Here is a 14,941-nt window from a genome sequence, read left to right on the forward strand (position 1 = left end):
TATCCATTATATAGTACTAAAATCTTTCGTACTATCCCCAAGAATATAGTGTGAAAACCACATCAAATTCTGCTTCATAATAGCTACATTCATTCCTGGTTGATTAGGACTATATGCCATTCCTTTAAATATAATTAACTCTGTATCGACTTCCATATCTCTTAACCCTTCATATAGCTCATATGCATTTGTAATTGGAATTCTTGCATCCTTTTCCCCATGTTGAATTAAGGTAGGCGTACAGGCTGATTTAATATATGTCATTGGTGATGTTTTCCTATATATATCCGGATCATTCCATGGAGTATTTCCTAAATACATGCTAATAAAGTAAGGGATATCTGTATTTACATAATGGGTACTCCAGTTAGTGATTCCGCCCCCAACTGAAATAGCTTTAAATCTATCACTAAATGTAGAACAGAAAGCTGATATATATCCTCCGTTACTCCATCCCATAACTCCTACTCTCTCTTTATCTACCATCCCCTTTTCAACTAGTTCATCCACTCCAGATATAATATCATCATAATCAGCAATTCCTTGTTTTCTATAGTTTGCTTTTAAAAATTCATTACCATAACCAGAACTTCCTCTATAGTTTGGTTCTAAAACGATAAAGCCTTTTTCGATAAATTGTTCAATCGGATATTTCTCATTAAAACAGTCTGAAAATATCGGAAAGGATGCCCAAGCTGGACCACCATGGATTACTACTAATAAGGGATATTTTTTATTTGCGTCAAACTCTACTGGAGTTGATAGAACACCCTCTATTTCAAGACCATCACTACTTTGCCATGAGATGATTTCCCTGTTGCTTTTAAGCTTGTCTTCGAAAAAGCTATTTTCATTCGTTATTTTTTTATAATCCAAATAGATTTCAAAGGTTTCATTTGTTATAGCCTTAGTATATGTTATATGATTTCCATCCCTTGTTATAGAGGCATCCATTATAAAGCTATCTACTTTTTCGCTTAACATTTCCACAGTGCCATCCTCACATAGCAATCCAATACGGTAATTCGTTTTATCCTGCCATCTAATTAAAATTCCTTTAGCTGTCCACTGCAATGGCATAACCGTACTATCAAAATTTGTTAAAGGTTGAATTACCTCTCTAGTATTCATATCATATATCTCTAATGTATTGTCTTGTATATGATTTCTATAGTAATCCTTCTCTCTTATGCTTGCTGAGTAACACATTTTATCGCCCTCAGGAGAAAAGCAGACGCTCGCTCCTAACAACTTATCTATATTCATCTTTTGTAGTTCCCCAGCTTCAACATCTAATATGTATAGATCACCATTCATATAATCGTTTAAACTTGGTGTAGCCATACATACAACCTTTTTCCTATCATTTGAAATATCAAAGTTATGTATATAAAAATCCTTACCGTCCGTTAGTTGATAAACACCGCTAACCTTCCGTTCCTGTTTATCGTTTTGTTTCACTTTTTCTATTTCAATGTAGTATAAACAATTATTCTGATGTTCCTTACCTACATGATGGAAATCTCCATATCGTTCCTTACGTTTCTTTATCTCCTCACATTCTTTTGACTGTGCAATATAATAAAAACCTTTACCAGTAGGCTCCCATTTGAATGTATTAACTCCTTCCTTCTCATCCGTAATTTGAACCTCACTACAACCGTCTATTGACTTAACAAAGATCTGATTTTTATTAGCTCCGTCACCGCCTGGACTAAGGTATGCAATGCTCTTAGAATCTGGAGACCATACTGGATGTGTACTATCTATATCCCCATTTGTTAGTCGGTAACTCTGCCCTTTATTTGTTTCATATATCCATACATGATTTCTATACGTATTGTCTTCCCAGTTAGCGCTCTTCTTAACAAATGCTACGTTTTTGCCATCATCACTTATGTTTGTACTTGATACGGCCGGTAATGAAATAATCTCTTCTATACTTAAATATGTTTTTGCTTTCACTTTCATATAATAAGCCCCCTTGTAATGTCCATGAATCTATCGGCTCTTCTCTTCATAATAAAGAAAATTGTTCACTGCTACTTAAAATAGTAACGAAAAATTCAGATAAATAAAAGTGGTTCTATTCCAAATCCGATAAAGTAAAATTTTAATTAGTAGGATTCTGTCCACCTACCAATTTTAGATGTTCTTTTTTGGCACAAAAATACCCCTTTAGATAACATATCTAAAGGGGTACAAATTCGTAAATTTATTTCAAATCCACAACTATATTTATTAACCTACTAATCTCCTACTCAACAGTAACAGACTTAGCTAAGTTACGTGGCTTATCAACGTCACATTCGCGGTGAAGTGCCGCGTAGTATGAGATAAGTTGGAATGGAATAACTGCTACTAGCGGTGCTAGTGCTTCGTGTACAGCTGGTAATACGAAGCTGTCACCTTCCATTTCTAAGCCTTTCATTGAGATAATACATGGGTTAGCTCCGCGTGCTACTACTTCTTTCACGTTACCACGAATTCCAAGGTTTACGTGCTCTTGTGTAGCAAGTGCGATAACTGGTGTACCGTTTTCGATTAAGGCGATTGTACCGTGTTTTAATTCTCCTCCAGCAAATCCTTCTGCTTGGATGTAAGAGATTTCTTTCAGCTTTAACGCACCTTCTAATCCTACGTAGAAGTCTACGCTACGTCCGATGAAGAAACAGTTACGAGTTGTTGCTAAAAATTGTTTTGCTAATGCGTCCATTTCTTCTTTTTGATCACAAAGTTCTATCATTGCATTTGCTACAAGTCCTAATTCGTGTGTTAAATCGAAATCAAGAACTTCGCCTTTTGCTTTAGCAATGTCCGCAGCTAAAATTGAAAGTACTGCAAGTTGTGCTGTGTACGCTTTCGTTGATGCAACTGCGATTTCTGGTCCCGCGTATAACGGAAGTGTGTAATCAGCTTCACGAGAAAGTGTAGAACCAGGTACGTTTGTAATCGTTAATGCTTTATGCCCCATTTCATTTGTTTGCACAAGTACTGCACGGCTATCAGCTGTTTCACCACTTTGTGAAATATAAATGAAGAATGGTCTTTCTGTTAATAATGGCATGTTATAAGAGAATTCACTTGCTACATGCACTTCAACTGGCATTTTTGCAAACTTCTCGATAAATTGTTTTCCAACAAGACCTGCATGATAACTTGTTCCACATGCAATGATGTAAATACGATCGCTATCTAAAATCGCATTGCGGATGTCTGCATTCAGTTCAATCTCGCCATTTTCATCTTGATACTTTTGAATTATATTACGGATTACAAGTGGTTGCTCATCGATTTCTTTAAGCATGAAATGAGGGTATGTTCCTTTTTCAATATCACTTGCGTCTAATTCCGCTGTAAACGGTGCACGTTCAATCGTTTCACCTTGTAAGTTTTTAATTGTAATACTTTCTTTCGTTACGATTACGATTTCTTTATCCATTAACTCAATAAATTGATCTGTAACTTGTAACATCGCCATAGCGTCGCTCGCCACAACATTAAAGTTGTCACCAACACCTACTAATAGCGGGCTTTTGTTTTTAGCAACATAAATCATGTTTGGATTTTCAGCATCAAGTAATCCGATCGCATAAGAGCCATGTAAAAGAGATAGCGTATTACGGAACGCTTCTTCTACACTTAATCCTGTGCTCACTTGTTGTTCCATAAGCTGTACGATAATCTCTGTATCCGTTTCACTTACGAACGTTACATCTTGTAAATATTCTTTTTTCACTAATTCATAGTTTTCAATTACACCGTTATGAACTAGTGTAAAGCGTTTTGATGTACTTTGATGCGGATGCGCGTTTACTTTGCTTGGAACACCATGTGTAGCCCAGCGTGTGTGACCGATTCCCACGCTTGCTGCTACGTTCTCATCTACGATTTCGCGAAGTTTTGCAATACGACCTTTTTCTTTGTATACAACAACACCGTTCTCTGCTTGTACTGCAATACCTGCTGAATCATATCCACGATATTCTAGCTTTTCTAAACCTTTTAATAAAATTTCCTTTGCATCTTGCTCTCCAATAAATCCTACGATTCCACACATGTTTAGTCGCCGTTACAAATGCTTACATTGCTCTGCGAACATGTAACGACATAGTCCGATACCATTTTTATTTATACTAAAAAACGGATTACATATTGCTAGCCCTGTAAGCTTGTAACGGCTTTCACCTTCCTCTCGATTGGGTTTAAGTCCGTATATACTTATACAGCTAGTTTGTATCCGTTCCTTTTCTCTCATCACACTTTCACCTTTGTCCACTAAGTCACCTTAATGATTTAAGTAAAAGCTTGCGGTTGTGATGAACAACCGGGAGTCATCCGCCGAAATCTCGATAAACTCCACCTCGTCAACTACACTACTTGTAGTTCTGGCGCTTCTATAATTTACAATATTTCCTTTGAGAAAAAGAACAAGACCATCTTATAACAAACATAGATAAACCGTCAATGAAATTTTTTTCATCGTCTATAAAACATATGAAAAAGGAGCACTTCTTGTGCTCCCTTTTCATAAATTTATTGAATTATTCAGCGCCAACTTCAGCTTTCACAACTTCTACAATACGATGTACATATGCGTCACAAACTTCTTGTGTTGGTGCTTCTGCCATTACACGAATAAGTGGCTCTGTTCCAGATGGACGAACAAGAATGCGGCCATCACCGTTCATTTCTTCCTCTACAACACGAATAATATCTTTAATTTTTTCATTTTCTAATGCTAGTTTTTTATCTGTTACACGAACGTTTACTAGTAATTGTGGGAATTTTGTCATCTCACCTGCAAGCTCAGATAATGGTTTTTTCGTCATTTTCATGATGTTCACCAATTGAAGTGCACTTAACATTCCATCACCAGTTGTAATGTAATCAAGTAAGATAATATGACCCGATTGTTCTCCACCTAAGTTGTAACCACCACGCTTCATCTCTTCCATTACGTAACGGTCACCAACTGCTGTTTTATCACTTGTGATATTGTTAGCTTCAAGTGCTTTGTAGAAACCTAAGTTACTCATAACAGTTGAAACGACTGTATTATGCTTTAATTGACCAGTTTCTTTCATGTACTTCGCACAAATAAACATAATTTGATCGCCATCAACGATGTTTCCTTTTTCATCTACAGCGATTAAACGGTCACCATCACCATCAAAGGCAAGACCGATATCAGCGCCTTTATCTTTTACTAATTTAGCTAATACTTCTGGATGCGTAGAACCTACTCCATCGTTAATGTTCATGCCGTTTGGTGAAGTTCCCATTGTTGAAATATCAGCCTCTAAATCCGCAAATAAGTATGGAGCTAAAGAAGACGTAGCACCATGCGCACAATCTAAAGCGATATGTAAACCAGAGAAATCTTCCTCTACAGTTTGTTTAATATATTGTAAATATTTTTGTCCGCCTTCAAAATAATCACTCACTTGTCCAAGATTCGTACCTGTTGGACGTGGTAGTTCATCAACTTCTTTGTCTAATAAAGCTTCGATTTCTGCTTCTTGCTCATCTGTTAATTTAAAACCGTCAGAACCGAAGAATTTGATTCCGTTATCCTGTACTGGATTATGAGATGCAGAAATCATAACACCTGCTTGTGCATCTAACGCTTTTGTTAAATAAGCAACACCTGGTGTAGAAATAACACCAAGGCGCATTACTTCTGCTCCAGTTGATAATAGACCTGCTACTAAAGCTCCTTCTAACATATGTCCTGATATACGTGTATCACGGCCGATAATTACTTTTGGACGATCTGTATCTTTTGTTAATACATAACCACCAAAACGTCCAATTTTGAACGCTAATTCAGGTGTTAACTCCTGGTTCGCAACCCCGCGTACTCCATCTGTACCAAAATATTTACCCATTATGATTCGCTCCTTTTTCTGGCTCTTTTTGATTATCTACTGTTGGCTCTTGACTAGTTTCTTTTTCTTTATCTTTATTTTGTTCCTGTTCCGTGTCAGGCTTAGGTTCAGGTTCAGGATTTTTTGGTTTTTCAGTTTGATTATCTTGGTTATTATTTGAATCTGGTTTTTCACCGTTACCCTGTACTTCTTTATCTGGATTTTCTTTCTTCACAATTGTGACTTTAGCACTTTTTTGCTTTGGCTCTATTGAAATATTACCAGGACCGCTCACTTGAATAGAAACATCCTTCGTCCCCGGAGATACATTTTGCAGATTAATGGCTGCTGTTATTTGAGCAGCTGTTATTTTATCTACTATACTTGTTTCTCCTGAAATATCAACGCTTATCTTCCCATCTTGCGGTGAAAGTAGCTGGGCCGTAACATCTTTAGAAAGTCCATTTTTTTGAATTGATATACCATCAATCGTTCTTGTTTTCGTTTGTTTTGTTTTTTGCACTCCTACCGAAACCTTCACTTGATTCGGTTTTGCACTTGTTACACCCTTTGGCAATAAAACAGAGGTATCGAATGTTGTAGACTCTGTCAATTGACTAAGATCTACTTCGACCCCCTCTATCGATTGTATATTATCCAAGATATCTTTTGGACCTGCTATTGTTACTTCTCTCGGCTCAATGCTAATATTTGTAACGGCCAATCCTTCTGGTAAACTCCCCTTTTTCGTATACGTTACAGGAACAGTTTTTTCAGTATTATTGGCCGTAGCTTGCGTCGCCACATTCAATGTTACACTAATTTTAGATGGACTCGTTCTTACATTTAAACGTTTTCCTTCTCTATTGTATAATGTAACTTCGGCTGTTTTTGTAACAGTTTTATTAACACCTTTTAAATCAATATACGCCTTAGCAGATGAAATACTTTCAATTTCTTCTTTCGTCCCAACTACCTCAACAGTATCAGGTTTAATGTTTGATTTTTCAAGAGTTGAACCCGCTGGCATTTGATCCTCATTTGATAATTTTAAGTCTACATGAACGTATTTTCTCGCTTTTTCATGTAGAGTAATTTTAATTGTTGATGGCTGAACTGTTCCTTTCACATCATCTGGAAGCCCGTTCGTTTTCAAAGAAACTTCATAAGTTCCTTTTTCGCTATCTCTCAAATCAACTGGTATATCAAATTGTTTTTTCGCTTTTGCTGTAGCAACTGCTGCTTTTGGGCCCTCTAACTTCACCTTAACGCCCTCTGACGGAATACCACTTACAATATATTTCTCTTCATCATACTTAAGGTTAATCCCATAATTAGTTAAGGTTTCTTTCGCATCATTTGCGAAAGGTAGTATCCCCGATGTCGTATTTTTTTCAGTTAAAGTCGCTGACATAAAAAGCATACACGCCAATAGTAATGAGATCCCTTTTAAAAACCAATGATTCTCCATTAACTTATCCATGACGCTTTCTCCTCCAATTCCATAAAGACGAAGAAGTCGTTTTTTCGCTCGCACTAAATTCAGCTAACAACATATCTTTCAGTTGTTCTGTCTTCAAATCACGATGCAACTTACCATTTTTCGTTAAAGAAATTTGGCCAGTTTCTTCCGACACAACTACTGTAATACTATCAGTAACTTCACTAACTCCCATTGCAGCGCGATGCCTAGTTCCTAGTTCCTTAGAGATAAACGGACTTTCCGATAACGGAAGATAACACGCTGCTGCTTTAATGGTACTTCCTTGCATAATAACCGCTCCATCGTGAAGAGGTGTATTAGGAATGAAAATATTAATAAGTAATTCCGATGATACGTGTGCATTTAGCGGAATACCTGTTTCCACATAATCACCCATACCGGTCTCTTTTGACAAAGTAATTAATGCACCAATTCTACGTTTCCCCATATATTCCGTTGCTTTCGCTATCGCTGTTGCAACGATTTCAGGTTCATCATCCTCATGAGTTCCAACACGCGAAAATAAACTCCCGCGTCCTAGCTGCTCAAGTGCTCTTCGCAATTCTGGCTGGAAAATAATAATAACGGCTAAAAATCCCCACGTTAATACTTGCTCAGTTAGCCAATAAAGCGTATGCAATTCAAGGAAAATACTGATCATCCGAACGACAATAATAACTGTAATCCCTTTTAAAAGTTGAACAGCTTTCGTCCCTCGGATTATGAGAATTAGCTTATATATAATAAACCATACAACGGCAATATCTAATACCGTACTAAGATATTTCAAAATGGTCGTATCTTCAAAAGGCATGCTAACCCTTCCTCCTACTTACGAGCAATTCTATCCATATATTGAAATATTGTTTTATGCTCTATCTGTATGTATTTCCAACAACTAGTTAATTATACCATACATGAAACAAACGACAATTACAAACAACCCCCCTTTAGTCTAAATTGGCAAGATGTCAAACATTATTATCGTACAGTATAATATAAATCATTATTATACGCTTATTTTCAAATAAAAAAAGCAACTTCTCAGTTGCTTTTCTTACATTTATTTTAGTTTTTCACCGAATAAAGAACCCATTAAAGCAACTGCCGTTGTTGCCGTTCTGTTTCGCTCATCTAAAATCGTATTTACTTCAACAAACTCAGCAGATGTGACAATATCAGCTTCCGCTAACATTTCCATTGCTAAATGGCTTTCACGATAAGATAGGCCACCAATTACAGGCGTTCCAACTCCTGGTGCATCATGAGGATCAAGACCATCTAAATCTAATGATAAATGTACACCATCAGTATGAGATAAATAAGCGATTGTTTCTTCCATAACAGCCGTCATACCCATACGATCAATCTCGTGCATCGAGAATACTTTAATACCTTCATTGCGAATAAAGTCTTTTTCTCCTTCATCTAATGCACGTGCACCGATAATTACAACATTCTCTTTTTTCACCTTTGGATATGCCCCGTATAAATCTACAAGCGTTTGATGTCCATACCCTAAACTTGCTGCAAGTGACATGCCATGAATATTTCCAGATGGTGAAGTTTCTTCTGTATTTAAGTCACCATGTGCATCGTACCAAATAACACCTAAATTTTTATAATGTTTCGCAACACCAGCTAATGTACCAATTGCGATACTATGGTCACCACCTAATACAAGTGGAAAACGTCCCTCTTCTATAATATGATCCACCTTACTTGCTAATTCGTTACATACAGTTGCAACTTGTGTAAGGTTTCTTAAGTTTGTATTTACATCTGCTTCTTTTTCTCTCTCTATACATATATCTCCTATATCTTTAACGTCATATCCAATTTCTTCAATTCTTTCAATTACGCCTGCATAACGGATTGCACTCGGCCCCATATCTACCCCGCGACGCATCTGTCCTAAATCCATTGGAACTCCAATAACTGAGATTTCTTTTTTCATAGATAGTATCCCCCTTTTATGCCTTCACTAAATATTTTAAATCTTTTATATAGTCTGACTCAACTCGACATTTTTCTGTATGGATATACAAATTATTCACTTATATTCGCTTTAAAAACCAAATTTCAAGACTATTCTATGTATAAAGTTAACTTAATGAAACAACTACCATCATTATTATTAAATAATAATAAAAAACACTCCTACATTTAGAAGTGTTTTTCTGATGCTATTTTCCATACTGCGGCAATATTCTTTGCTGTCATTTCGATATTCTCTTCCGCTACTTTATATGCCTCTTCTAATGTCATAGGACTCGCTGTAATACTAAATACTGCATCGATTCCTTTTTCATGAACAGCTGGATAATTCGGAGATACAGATCCTCCAATAGCGATGACAGGAATACGAAAATGCTTTGCACGCTCCGCAACACCTACAGGGGCCTTTCCATATGCTGTTTGTTCATCTATTCTCCCTTCGCCAGTTATAATTAAATCTGCACCTTCTATATGCTTATTAAAATTTGTATAGTCTAATACAATTTCAATTCCTCTCCGCAAGCTTCCCTTTAACACTGCAATAACAGCTGCTCCCATTCCTCCTGCGGCTCCTGCGCCAGGTATTTCAGATACGTCGCAAGATAAATATTGTTTAAGGATATTCGCATAATGCTTTAAATTCTCATCCAGCTCTTTCATCATCTCTGCATTCGCACCCTTTTGCCTCCCAAATACGAAAGATGCTCCCCTTATTCCAACTAACGGATTATCTACATCACATGCTGCTTCTATCTTTATATGCATTAAGCGTGAATCCATGCATGAAAAATCAATAGCGACAATCGAATGTAATGTTCCTCCAGATGGCTCTATTACTTCCCCTTTCCCATTTATAAACCTGACTCCTAAAGCTGACAACATACCTGCTCCGCCATCATTTGTAGCACTTCCGCCAAGTCCTAAAATAATGTGCTCAGCTCCTTCGTCTAGCGCATGTAGTATAAGTTCTCCTGTTCCTTTAGTCGTTGTAATAAGTGGGTTTCGCTTTTTAACCGGAACATGTTGTAATCCTGATGCTGCTGCCATTTCAATAAACGCTGTCTTTTTATCTTTAGACATACCGTAAAAGGCTTGTACACGTTCTCTAAGCGGTCCTGTCACATGAAGGGGTATCATTCTTCCATCTGTAGCATCCACAAGTGAATCAACCGTTCCTTCACCTCCATCTCCAATTGGTATTTTTACGTACTCTGCTTTAGGAAAAATTGCTCCAAATCCTCTTTCAATAGCTTCACATACTTTTATAGCTTTTAAGCTTTCTTTATATGAATCAGATGCAATAACAACTTTCACAATTATCCCCATCCTTTATTTTCGCGTTTTCTCCATTTTAAATGACAAATATGAAAGTTGTCTTTTTAAACACAAAAAAAGCTTACATCATATGATGTAAGCTTTTTTATTTAGATGGAGCCTAGCGGGATCGAACCGCTGACCTCCTGCGTGCAAGGCAGGCGCTCTCCCAGCTGAGCTAAGGCCCCTTAGTAATAAAGCGGAAGACGGGATTCGAACCCGCGACCCCAACCTTGGCAAGGTTGTATTCTACCACTGAACTACTTCCGCGAAAATGGTGAGCCATGAAGGATTCGAACCTTCGACCCTCTGATTAAAAGTCAGATGCTCTACCAACTGAGCTAATGGCTCGTAAATGGCTGGGCTAGCTGGATTCGAACCAGCGCATGACGGAGTCAAAGTCCGTTGCCTTACCGCTTGGCTATAGCCCATTAATATTTACTAGTATGGTTATCTTTTCAAAAAAATAAACCCTCTCAGGTTATTTTTAAAAAAATGGTGGAGGGGGGCAGATTCGAACTGCCGAACCCGAAGGAGCGGATTTACAGTCCGCCGCGTTTAGCCACTTCGCTACCCCTCCGACATTTAAAATATATATGGTGGAGGATGACGGGATCGAACCGCCGACCCCCTGCTTGTAAGGCAGGTGCTCTCCCAGCTGAGCTAATCCTCCAAAAGTGGTGACCCGTACGGGATTCGAACCCGTGTTACCGCCGTGAAAGGGCGGTGTCTTAACCACTTGACCAACGGGCCAAAAATTTAAAAACTTTTTCCAAGCTTCCAACCGGGCTTGAACCGGTGACCTCTTCCTTACCATGGAAGTACTCTACCAGCTGAGCTATGGAAGCATAATGGCTCCGCAGGTAGGAATCGAACCTACGACCGATCGGTTAACAGCCGATAGCTCTACCGCTGAGCTACTGCGGAATAATATAAGCCTGGCAACGTCCTACTCTCACAGGGACAAGGTCCCAACTACCATCGGCGCTAGAGAGCTTAACTTCCGTGTTCGGTATGGGAACGGGTGTGACCTCTCTGCCATCATTACCAGACTTTTATCATTATGCACATTCTTTTCAGAATGTCAAAAGGAATTTTAATATATATTCCTTCAAAACTAGATAACATTGCTACATATTATATGGTTAAGTCCTCGATCTATTAGTATTCGTCAGCTCCACATGTCACCATGCTTCCACCTCGAACCTATCAACCTGATCATCTTTCAGGGATCTTACTAGCTTACGCTATGGGAAATCTCATCTTGAGGGGGGCTTCATGCTTAGATGCTTTCAGCACTTATCCCTTCCGCACATAGCTACCCAGCTATGCCCTTGGCAGAACAACTGGTACACCAGCGGTGCGTCCATCCCGGTCCTCTCGTACTAAGGACAGCTCCTCTCAAATTTCCTACGCCCACGACGGATAGGGACCGAACTGTCTCACGACGTTCTGAACCCAGCTCGCGTACCGCTTTAATGGGCGAACAGCCCAACCCTTGGGACCGACTACAGCCCCAGGATGCGATGAGCCGACATCGAGGTGCCAAACCTCCCCGTCGATGTGGACTCTTGGGGGAGATAAGCCTGTTATCCCCGGGGTAGCTTTTATCCGTTGAGCGATGGCCCTTCCATGCGGAACCACCGGATCACTAAGCCCGACTTTCGTCCCTGCTCGACTTGTAGGTCTCGCAGTCAAGCTCCCTTATGCCTTTGCACTCTACGAATGATTTCCAACCATTCTGAGGGAACCTTTGGGCGCCTCCGTTACACTTTAGGAGGCGACCGCCCCAGTCAAACTGCCCACCTGACACTGTCTCCCGGGTCGATAAGACCCGTAGGTTAGAATTTCAATACATTCAGGGCGGTATCCCACCAGCGCCTCCACCGAAGCTAGCGCTCCGGTTTCAATGGCTCCCGCCTATCCTGTACAAAATGTACCAAAATTCAATATCAGGCTACAGTAAAGCTCCACGGGGTCTTTCCGTCCTGTCGCGGGTAACCTGCATCTTCACAGGTACTATAATTTCACCGAGTCTCTGGTTGAGACAGTGCCCAAATCGTTACACCTTTCGTGCGGGTCGGAACTTACCCGACAAGGAATTTCGCTACCTTAGGACCGTTATAGTTACGGCCGCCGTTTACTGGGGCTTCAGTTCAGAGCTTCGCTTACGCTAACCCCTCTCCTTAACCTTCCAGCACCGGGCAGGTGTCAGCCCCTATACTTCGCCTTACGGCTTCGCAGAGACCTGTGTTTTTGCTAAACAGTCGCTTGGGCCTATTCACTGCGGCTTTCCGTTAAGAAAGCACCCCTTCTCCCGAAGTTACGGGGTCATTTTGCCGAGTTCCTTAACCAGAGTTCTCTCGCACACCTTAGGATTCTCTCCTCGCCTACCTGTGTCGGTTTGCGGTACAGGCACCTTTTATCTCGCTAGAAGCTTTTCTTGGCAGCGGGGAATCAAAGACTTCGCTCCATAAGGAGCTTCCCCATCACAGCTCAGCCTTCACGATAAGCGGATTTGCCTACTTATCAGCCTAACTGCTTGGACGTGCACAACCAATCGCACGCTTCTTCTATCCTTCTGCGTCCCTCCATTGCTCAAACGATAAAGAGGTGGTACAGGAATATCAACCTGTTGTCCATCGCCTACGCCTGTCGGCCTCGGCTTAGGTCCTGACTAACCCTGAGCGGACGAGCCTTCCTCAGGAAACCTTAGGCATTCGGTGGACGGGATTCTCACCCGTCTTTCGCTACTCATACCGGCATTCTCACTTCTAAGCGCTCCACCAGTCCTTCCGGTCTGACTTCACTGCACTTAGAACGCTCCCCTACCACTGATACCATTGGTATCAATTCGCAGCTTCGGTGGTGTATTTAGCCCCGGTACATTTTCGGCGCAGAGTCACTCGACTAGTGAGCTATTACGCACTCTTTAAATGGTGGCTGCTTCTAAGCCAACATCCTAGTTGTCTAAGCAACTCCACATCCTTTTCCACTTAATACACACTTTGGGACCTTAGCTGGCGATCTGGGCTGTTTCCCTCTTGACTACGGATCTTATCACTCGCAGTCTGACTCCTAAGGATAAGTCATTGGCATTCGGAGTTTGACTGAATTCGGTAATCCGATGAGGACCCCTAGTTCAATCAGTGCTCTACCTCCAAGACTCTTACACTTAAGGCTAGCCCTAAAGCTATTTCGGGGAGAACCAGCTATCTCCAGGTTCGATTGGAATTTCTCCGCTACCCACACCTCATCCCCGCACTTTTCAACGTGCGTGGGTTCGGGCCTCCATTCAGTGTTACCTGAACTTCACCCTGGACATGGGTAGATCACCTGGTTTCGGGTCTACGACCACGTACTAAACGCCCTATTCAGACTCGCTTTCGCTGCGGCTCCGCCTCTTCAGCTTAACCTCGCACGGGATCGTAACTCGCCGGTTCATTCTACAAAAGGCACGCCATCACCCATTAACGGGCTCTGACTATTTGTAGGCACACGGTTTCAGGATCTCTTTCACTCCCCTTCCGGGGTGCTTTTCACCTTTCCCTCACGGTACTGGTTCACTATCGATCACTAGGGAGTATTTAGCCTTGGGAGATGGTCCTCCCAGATTCCGACGGAATTTCACGTGTTCCGCCGTACTCAGGATACATTCAAGAGAGAACGAAGTTTCGACTACGGGGTTGTTACCCTCTACGACGGACCTTTCCAGGTCGCTTCGTCTACCTCGTTCCTTTGTAACTCCGTATAGAATGTCCTACAACCCCAAGAGGCAAGCCTCTTGGTTTGGGCTATGTTCCGTTTCGCTCGCCGCTACTCAGGAAATCGCATTTGCTTTCTCTTCCTCCAGGTACTTAGATGTTTCAGTTCCCTGGGTCTGTCTTCCTTACCCTATGTATTCAGGCAAGGATACCATACCATTACGTATGGTGGGTTTCCCCATTCGGAAATCTTCGGATCAAAGCTTACTTACAGCTCCCCGAAGCATATCGGCGTTAGTCCCGTCCTTCATCGACTCCTAGTGTCAAGGCATCCACCGTGCGCCCTTTCTAACTTAACCAAACTAAAATTAAAAAAATATGAGCTACACTGTTATCTAGTTTTCAAAGAACATACATTTATATATGAGAGATAGTTCTCTCAAAACTGAACAAAACGAAACACGGAAACTTATATTGATGAACAGCGTTCATCAATTCTCCATAGAAAGGAGGTGATCCAGCCGCACCTTCCGATACGGCTACCTTGTTACGACTTCACCCCAATCATCTGT

8 protein-coding genes, 9 tRNA genes and 3 rRNA genes (1 of these 20 cut by a window edge) are annotated in these 14,941 nt (G+C 40.5%); all 20 read right to left on the reverse strand.

Annotated elements, in window-relative coordinates:
* Positions 1-6 precede the first annotated feature (6 nt).
* Positions 7-1,971, reverse strand: a complete 1,965-nt coding sequence (locus QEP67_RS26945) for a S9 family peptidase (RefSeq protein WP_000864884.1) — start codon at positions 1,969-1,971, stop codon at positions 7-9.
* Positions 1,972-2,257: 286 nt separating this feature from the next.
* Positions 2,258-4,060 carry a glutamine--fructose-6-phosphate transaminase (isomerizing) gene (gene glmS / locus QEP67_RS26950; protein ID WP_000334153.1) on the reverse strand — a complete coding sequence of 601 codons (1,803 nt, stop codon included), beginning with the start codon at positions 4,058-4,060 and terminating at the stop codon, positions 2,258-2,260.
* 12 nt (positions 4,061-4,072) lie between these two features.
* Positions 4,073-4,258: a hypothetical protein gene (locus QEP67_RS26955; protein ID WP_001208183.1), complete on the reverse strand. Its 186-nt coding sequence runs from the start codon at positions 4,256-4,258 to the stop codon at positions 4,073-4,075.
* Between the two features lie 286 nt (positions 4,259-4,544).
* A complete protein-coding gene (gene glmM, locus QEP67_RS26960) occupies positions 4,545-5,891 on the reverse strand; it encodes a phosphoglucosamine mutase (RefSeq protein WP_000521484.1) in 1,347 nt (448 codons plus the stop codon).
* On the reverse strand, positions 5,884-7,353 hold the full coding sequence (locus QEP67_RS26965; protein ID WP_000359583.1) for a CdaR family protein: 1,470 nt from the start codon (positions 7,351-7,353) through the stop codon (positions 5,884-5,886). Before QEP67_RS26965 ends, glmM begins: the two co-directional genes overlap by 8 nt.
* Entirely contained in the window at positions 7,346-8,167 is an 822-nt protein-coding gene (gene cdaA / locus QEP67_RS26970) for a diadenylate cyclase CdaA (RefSeq protein WP_001115707.1), read from the reverse strand. The genes QEP67_RS26965 and cdaA overlap by 8 nt, the downstream gene beginning before the upstream one ends.
* 249 nt (positions 8,168-8,416) lie before the next feature.
* Positions 8,417-9,310 (reverse strand): arginase, encoded by an 894-nt coding sequence (rocF, locus tag QEP67_RS26975; protein WP_000711560.1) that lies wholly within the window; start codon positions 9,308-9,310, stop codon positions 8,417-8,419.
* 209 nt (positions 9,311-9,519) lie between these two features.
* Positions 9,520-10,665 carry a glycerate kinase gene (locus tag QEP67_RS26980; RefSeq protein ID WP_000869598.1) on the reverse strand — a complete coding sequence of 382 codons (1,146 nt, stop codon included), beginning with the start codon at positions 10,663-10,665 and terminating at the stop codon, positions 9,520-9,522.
* A 115-nt stretch (positions 10,666-10,780) separates the two neighbouring features.
* Positions 10,781-10,853 (reverse strand) — tRNA-Ala (locus QEP67_RS26985).
* Between the two features lie 10 nt (positions 10,854-10,863).
* Positions 10,864-10,935, reverse strand: a tRNA-Gly gene (locus tag QEP67_RS26990).
* Between the two features lie 5 nt (positions 10,936-10,940).
* Positions 10,941-11,016 (reverse strand) — tRNA-Lys (locus QEP67_RS26995).
* A 5-nt stretch (positions 11,017-11,021) separates the two neighbouring features.
* Positions 11,022-11,096: transfer RNA gene (locus QEP67_RS27000), tRNA-Gln, on the reverse strand.
* A 65-nt stretch (positions 11,097-11,161) separates the two neighbouring features.
* Positions 11,162-11,245, reverse strand: a tRNA-Tyr gene (locus tag QEP67_RS27005).
* 17 nt (positions 11,246-11,262) lie between these two features.
* Positions 11,263-11,338: transfer RNA gene (locus QEP67_RS27010), tRNA-Val, on the reverse strand.
* A gap of 5 nt (positions 11,339-11,343) precedes the next feature.
* Positions 11,344-11,418: transfer RNA gene (locus QEP67_RS27015), tRNA-Glu, on the reverse strand.
* A gap of 22 nt (positions 11,419-11,440) precedes the next feature.
* Positions 11,441-11,513, reverse strand: a tRNA-Thr gene (locus QEP67_RS27020).
* A 4-nt stretch (positions 11,514-11,517) separates the two neighbouring features.
* Positions 11,518-11,592, reverse strand: a tRNA-Asn gene (locus tag QEP67_RS27025).
* A gap of 9 nt (positions 11,593-11,601) precedes the next feature.
* Positions 11,602-11,717: ribosomal RNA gene (gene rrf, locus QEP67_RS27030) — 5S ribosomal RNA — on the reverse strand.
* Positions 11,718-11,806: 89 nt separating this feature from the next.
* A 23S ribosomal RNA gene (locus tag QEP67_RS27035) occupies positions 11,807-14,728 on the reverse strand.
* Positions 14,729-14,874: 146 nt separating this feature from the next.
* Positions 14,875-14,941 (reverse strand): 16S ribosomal RNA (locus QEP67_RS27040); it runs 1,485 nt beyond the window's last position.
* Together the 16S, 23S and 5S rRNA genes with 9 tRNA genes alongside form the textbook arrangement of a ribosomal RNA operon.

It is taken from the genome of Bacillus cereus group sp. MS39 (assembly GCF_040448665.1).
Taxonomy (GTDB): Bacteria; Bacillota; Bacilli; order Bacillales; family Bacillaceae_G; genus Bacillus_A; species Bacillus_A wiedmannii.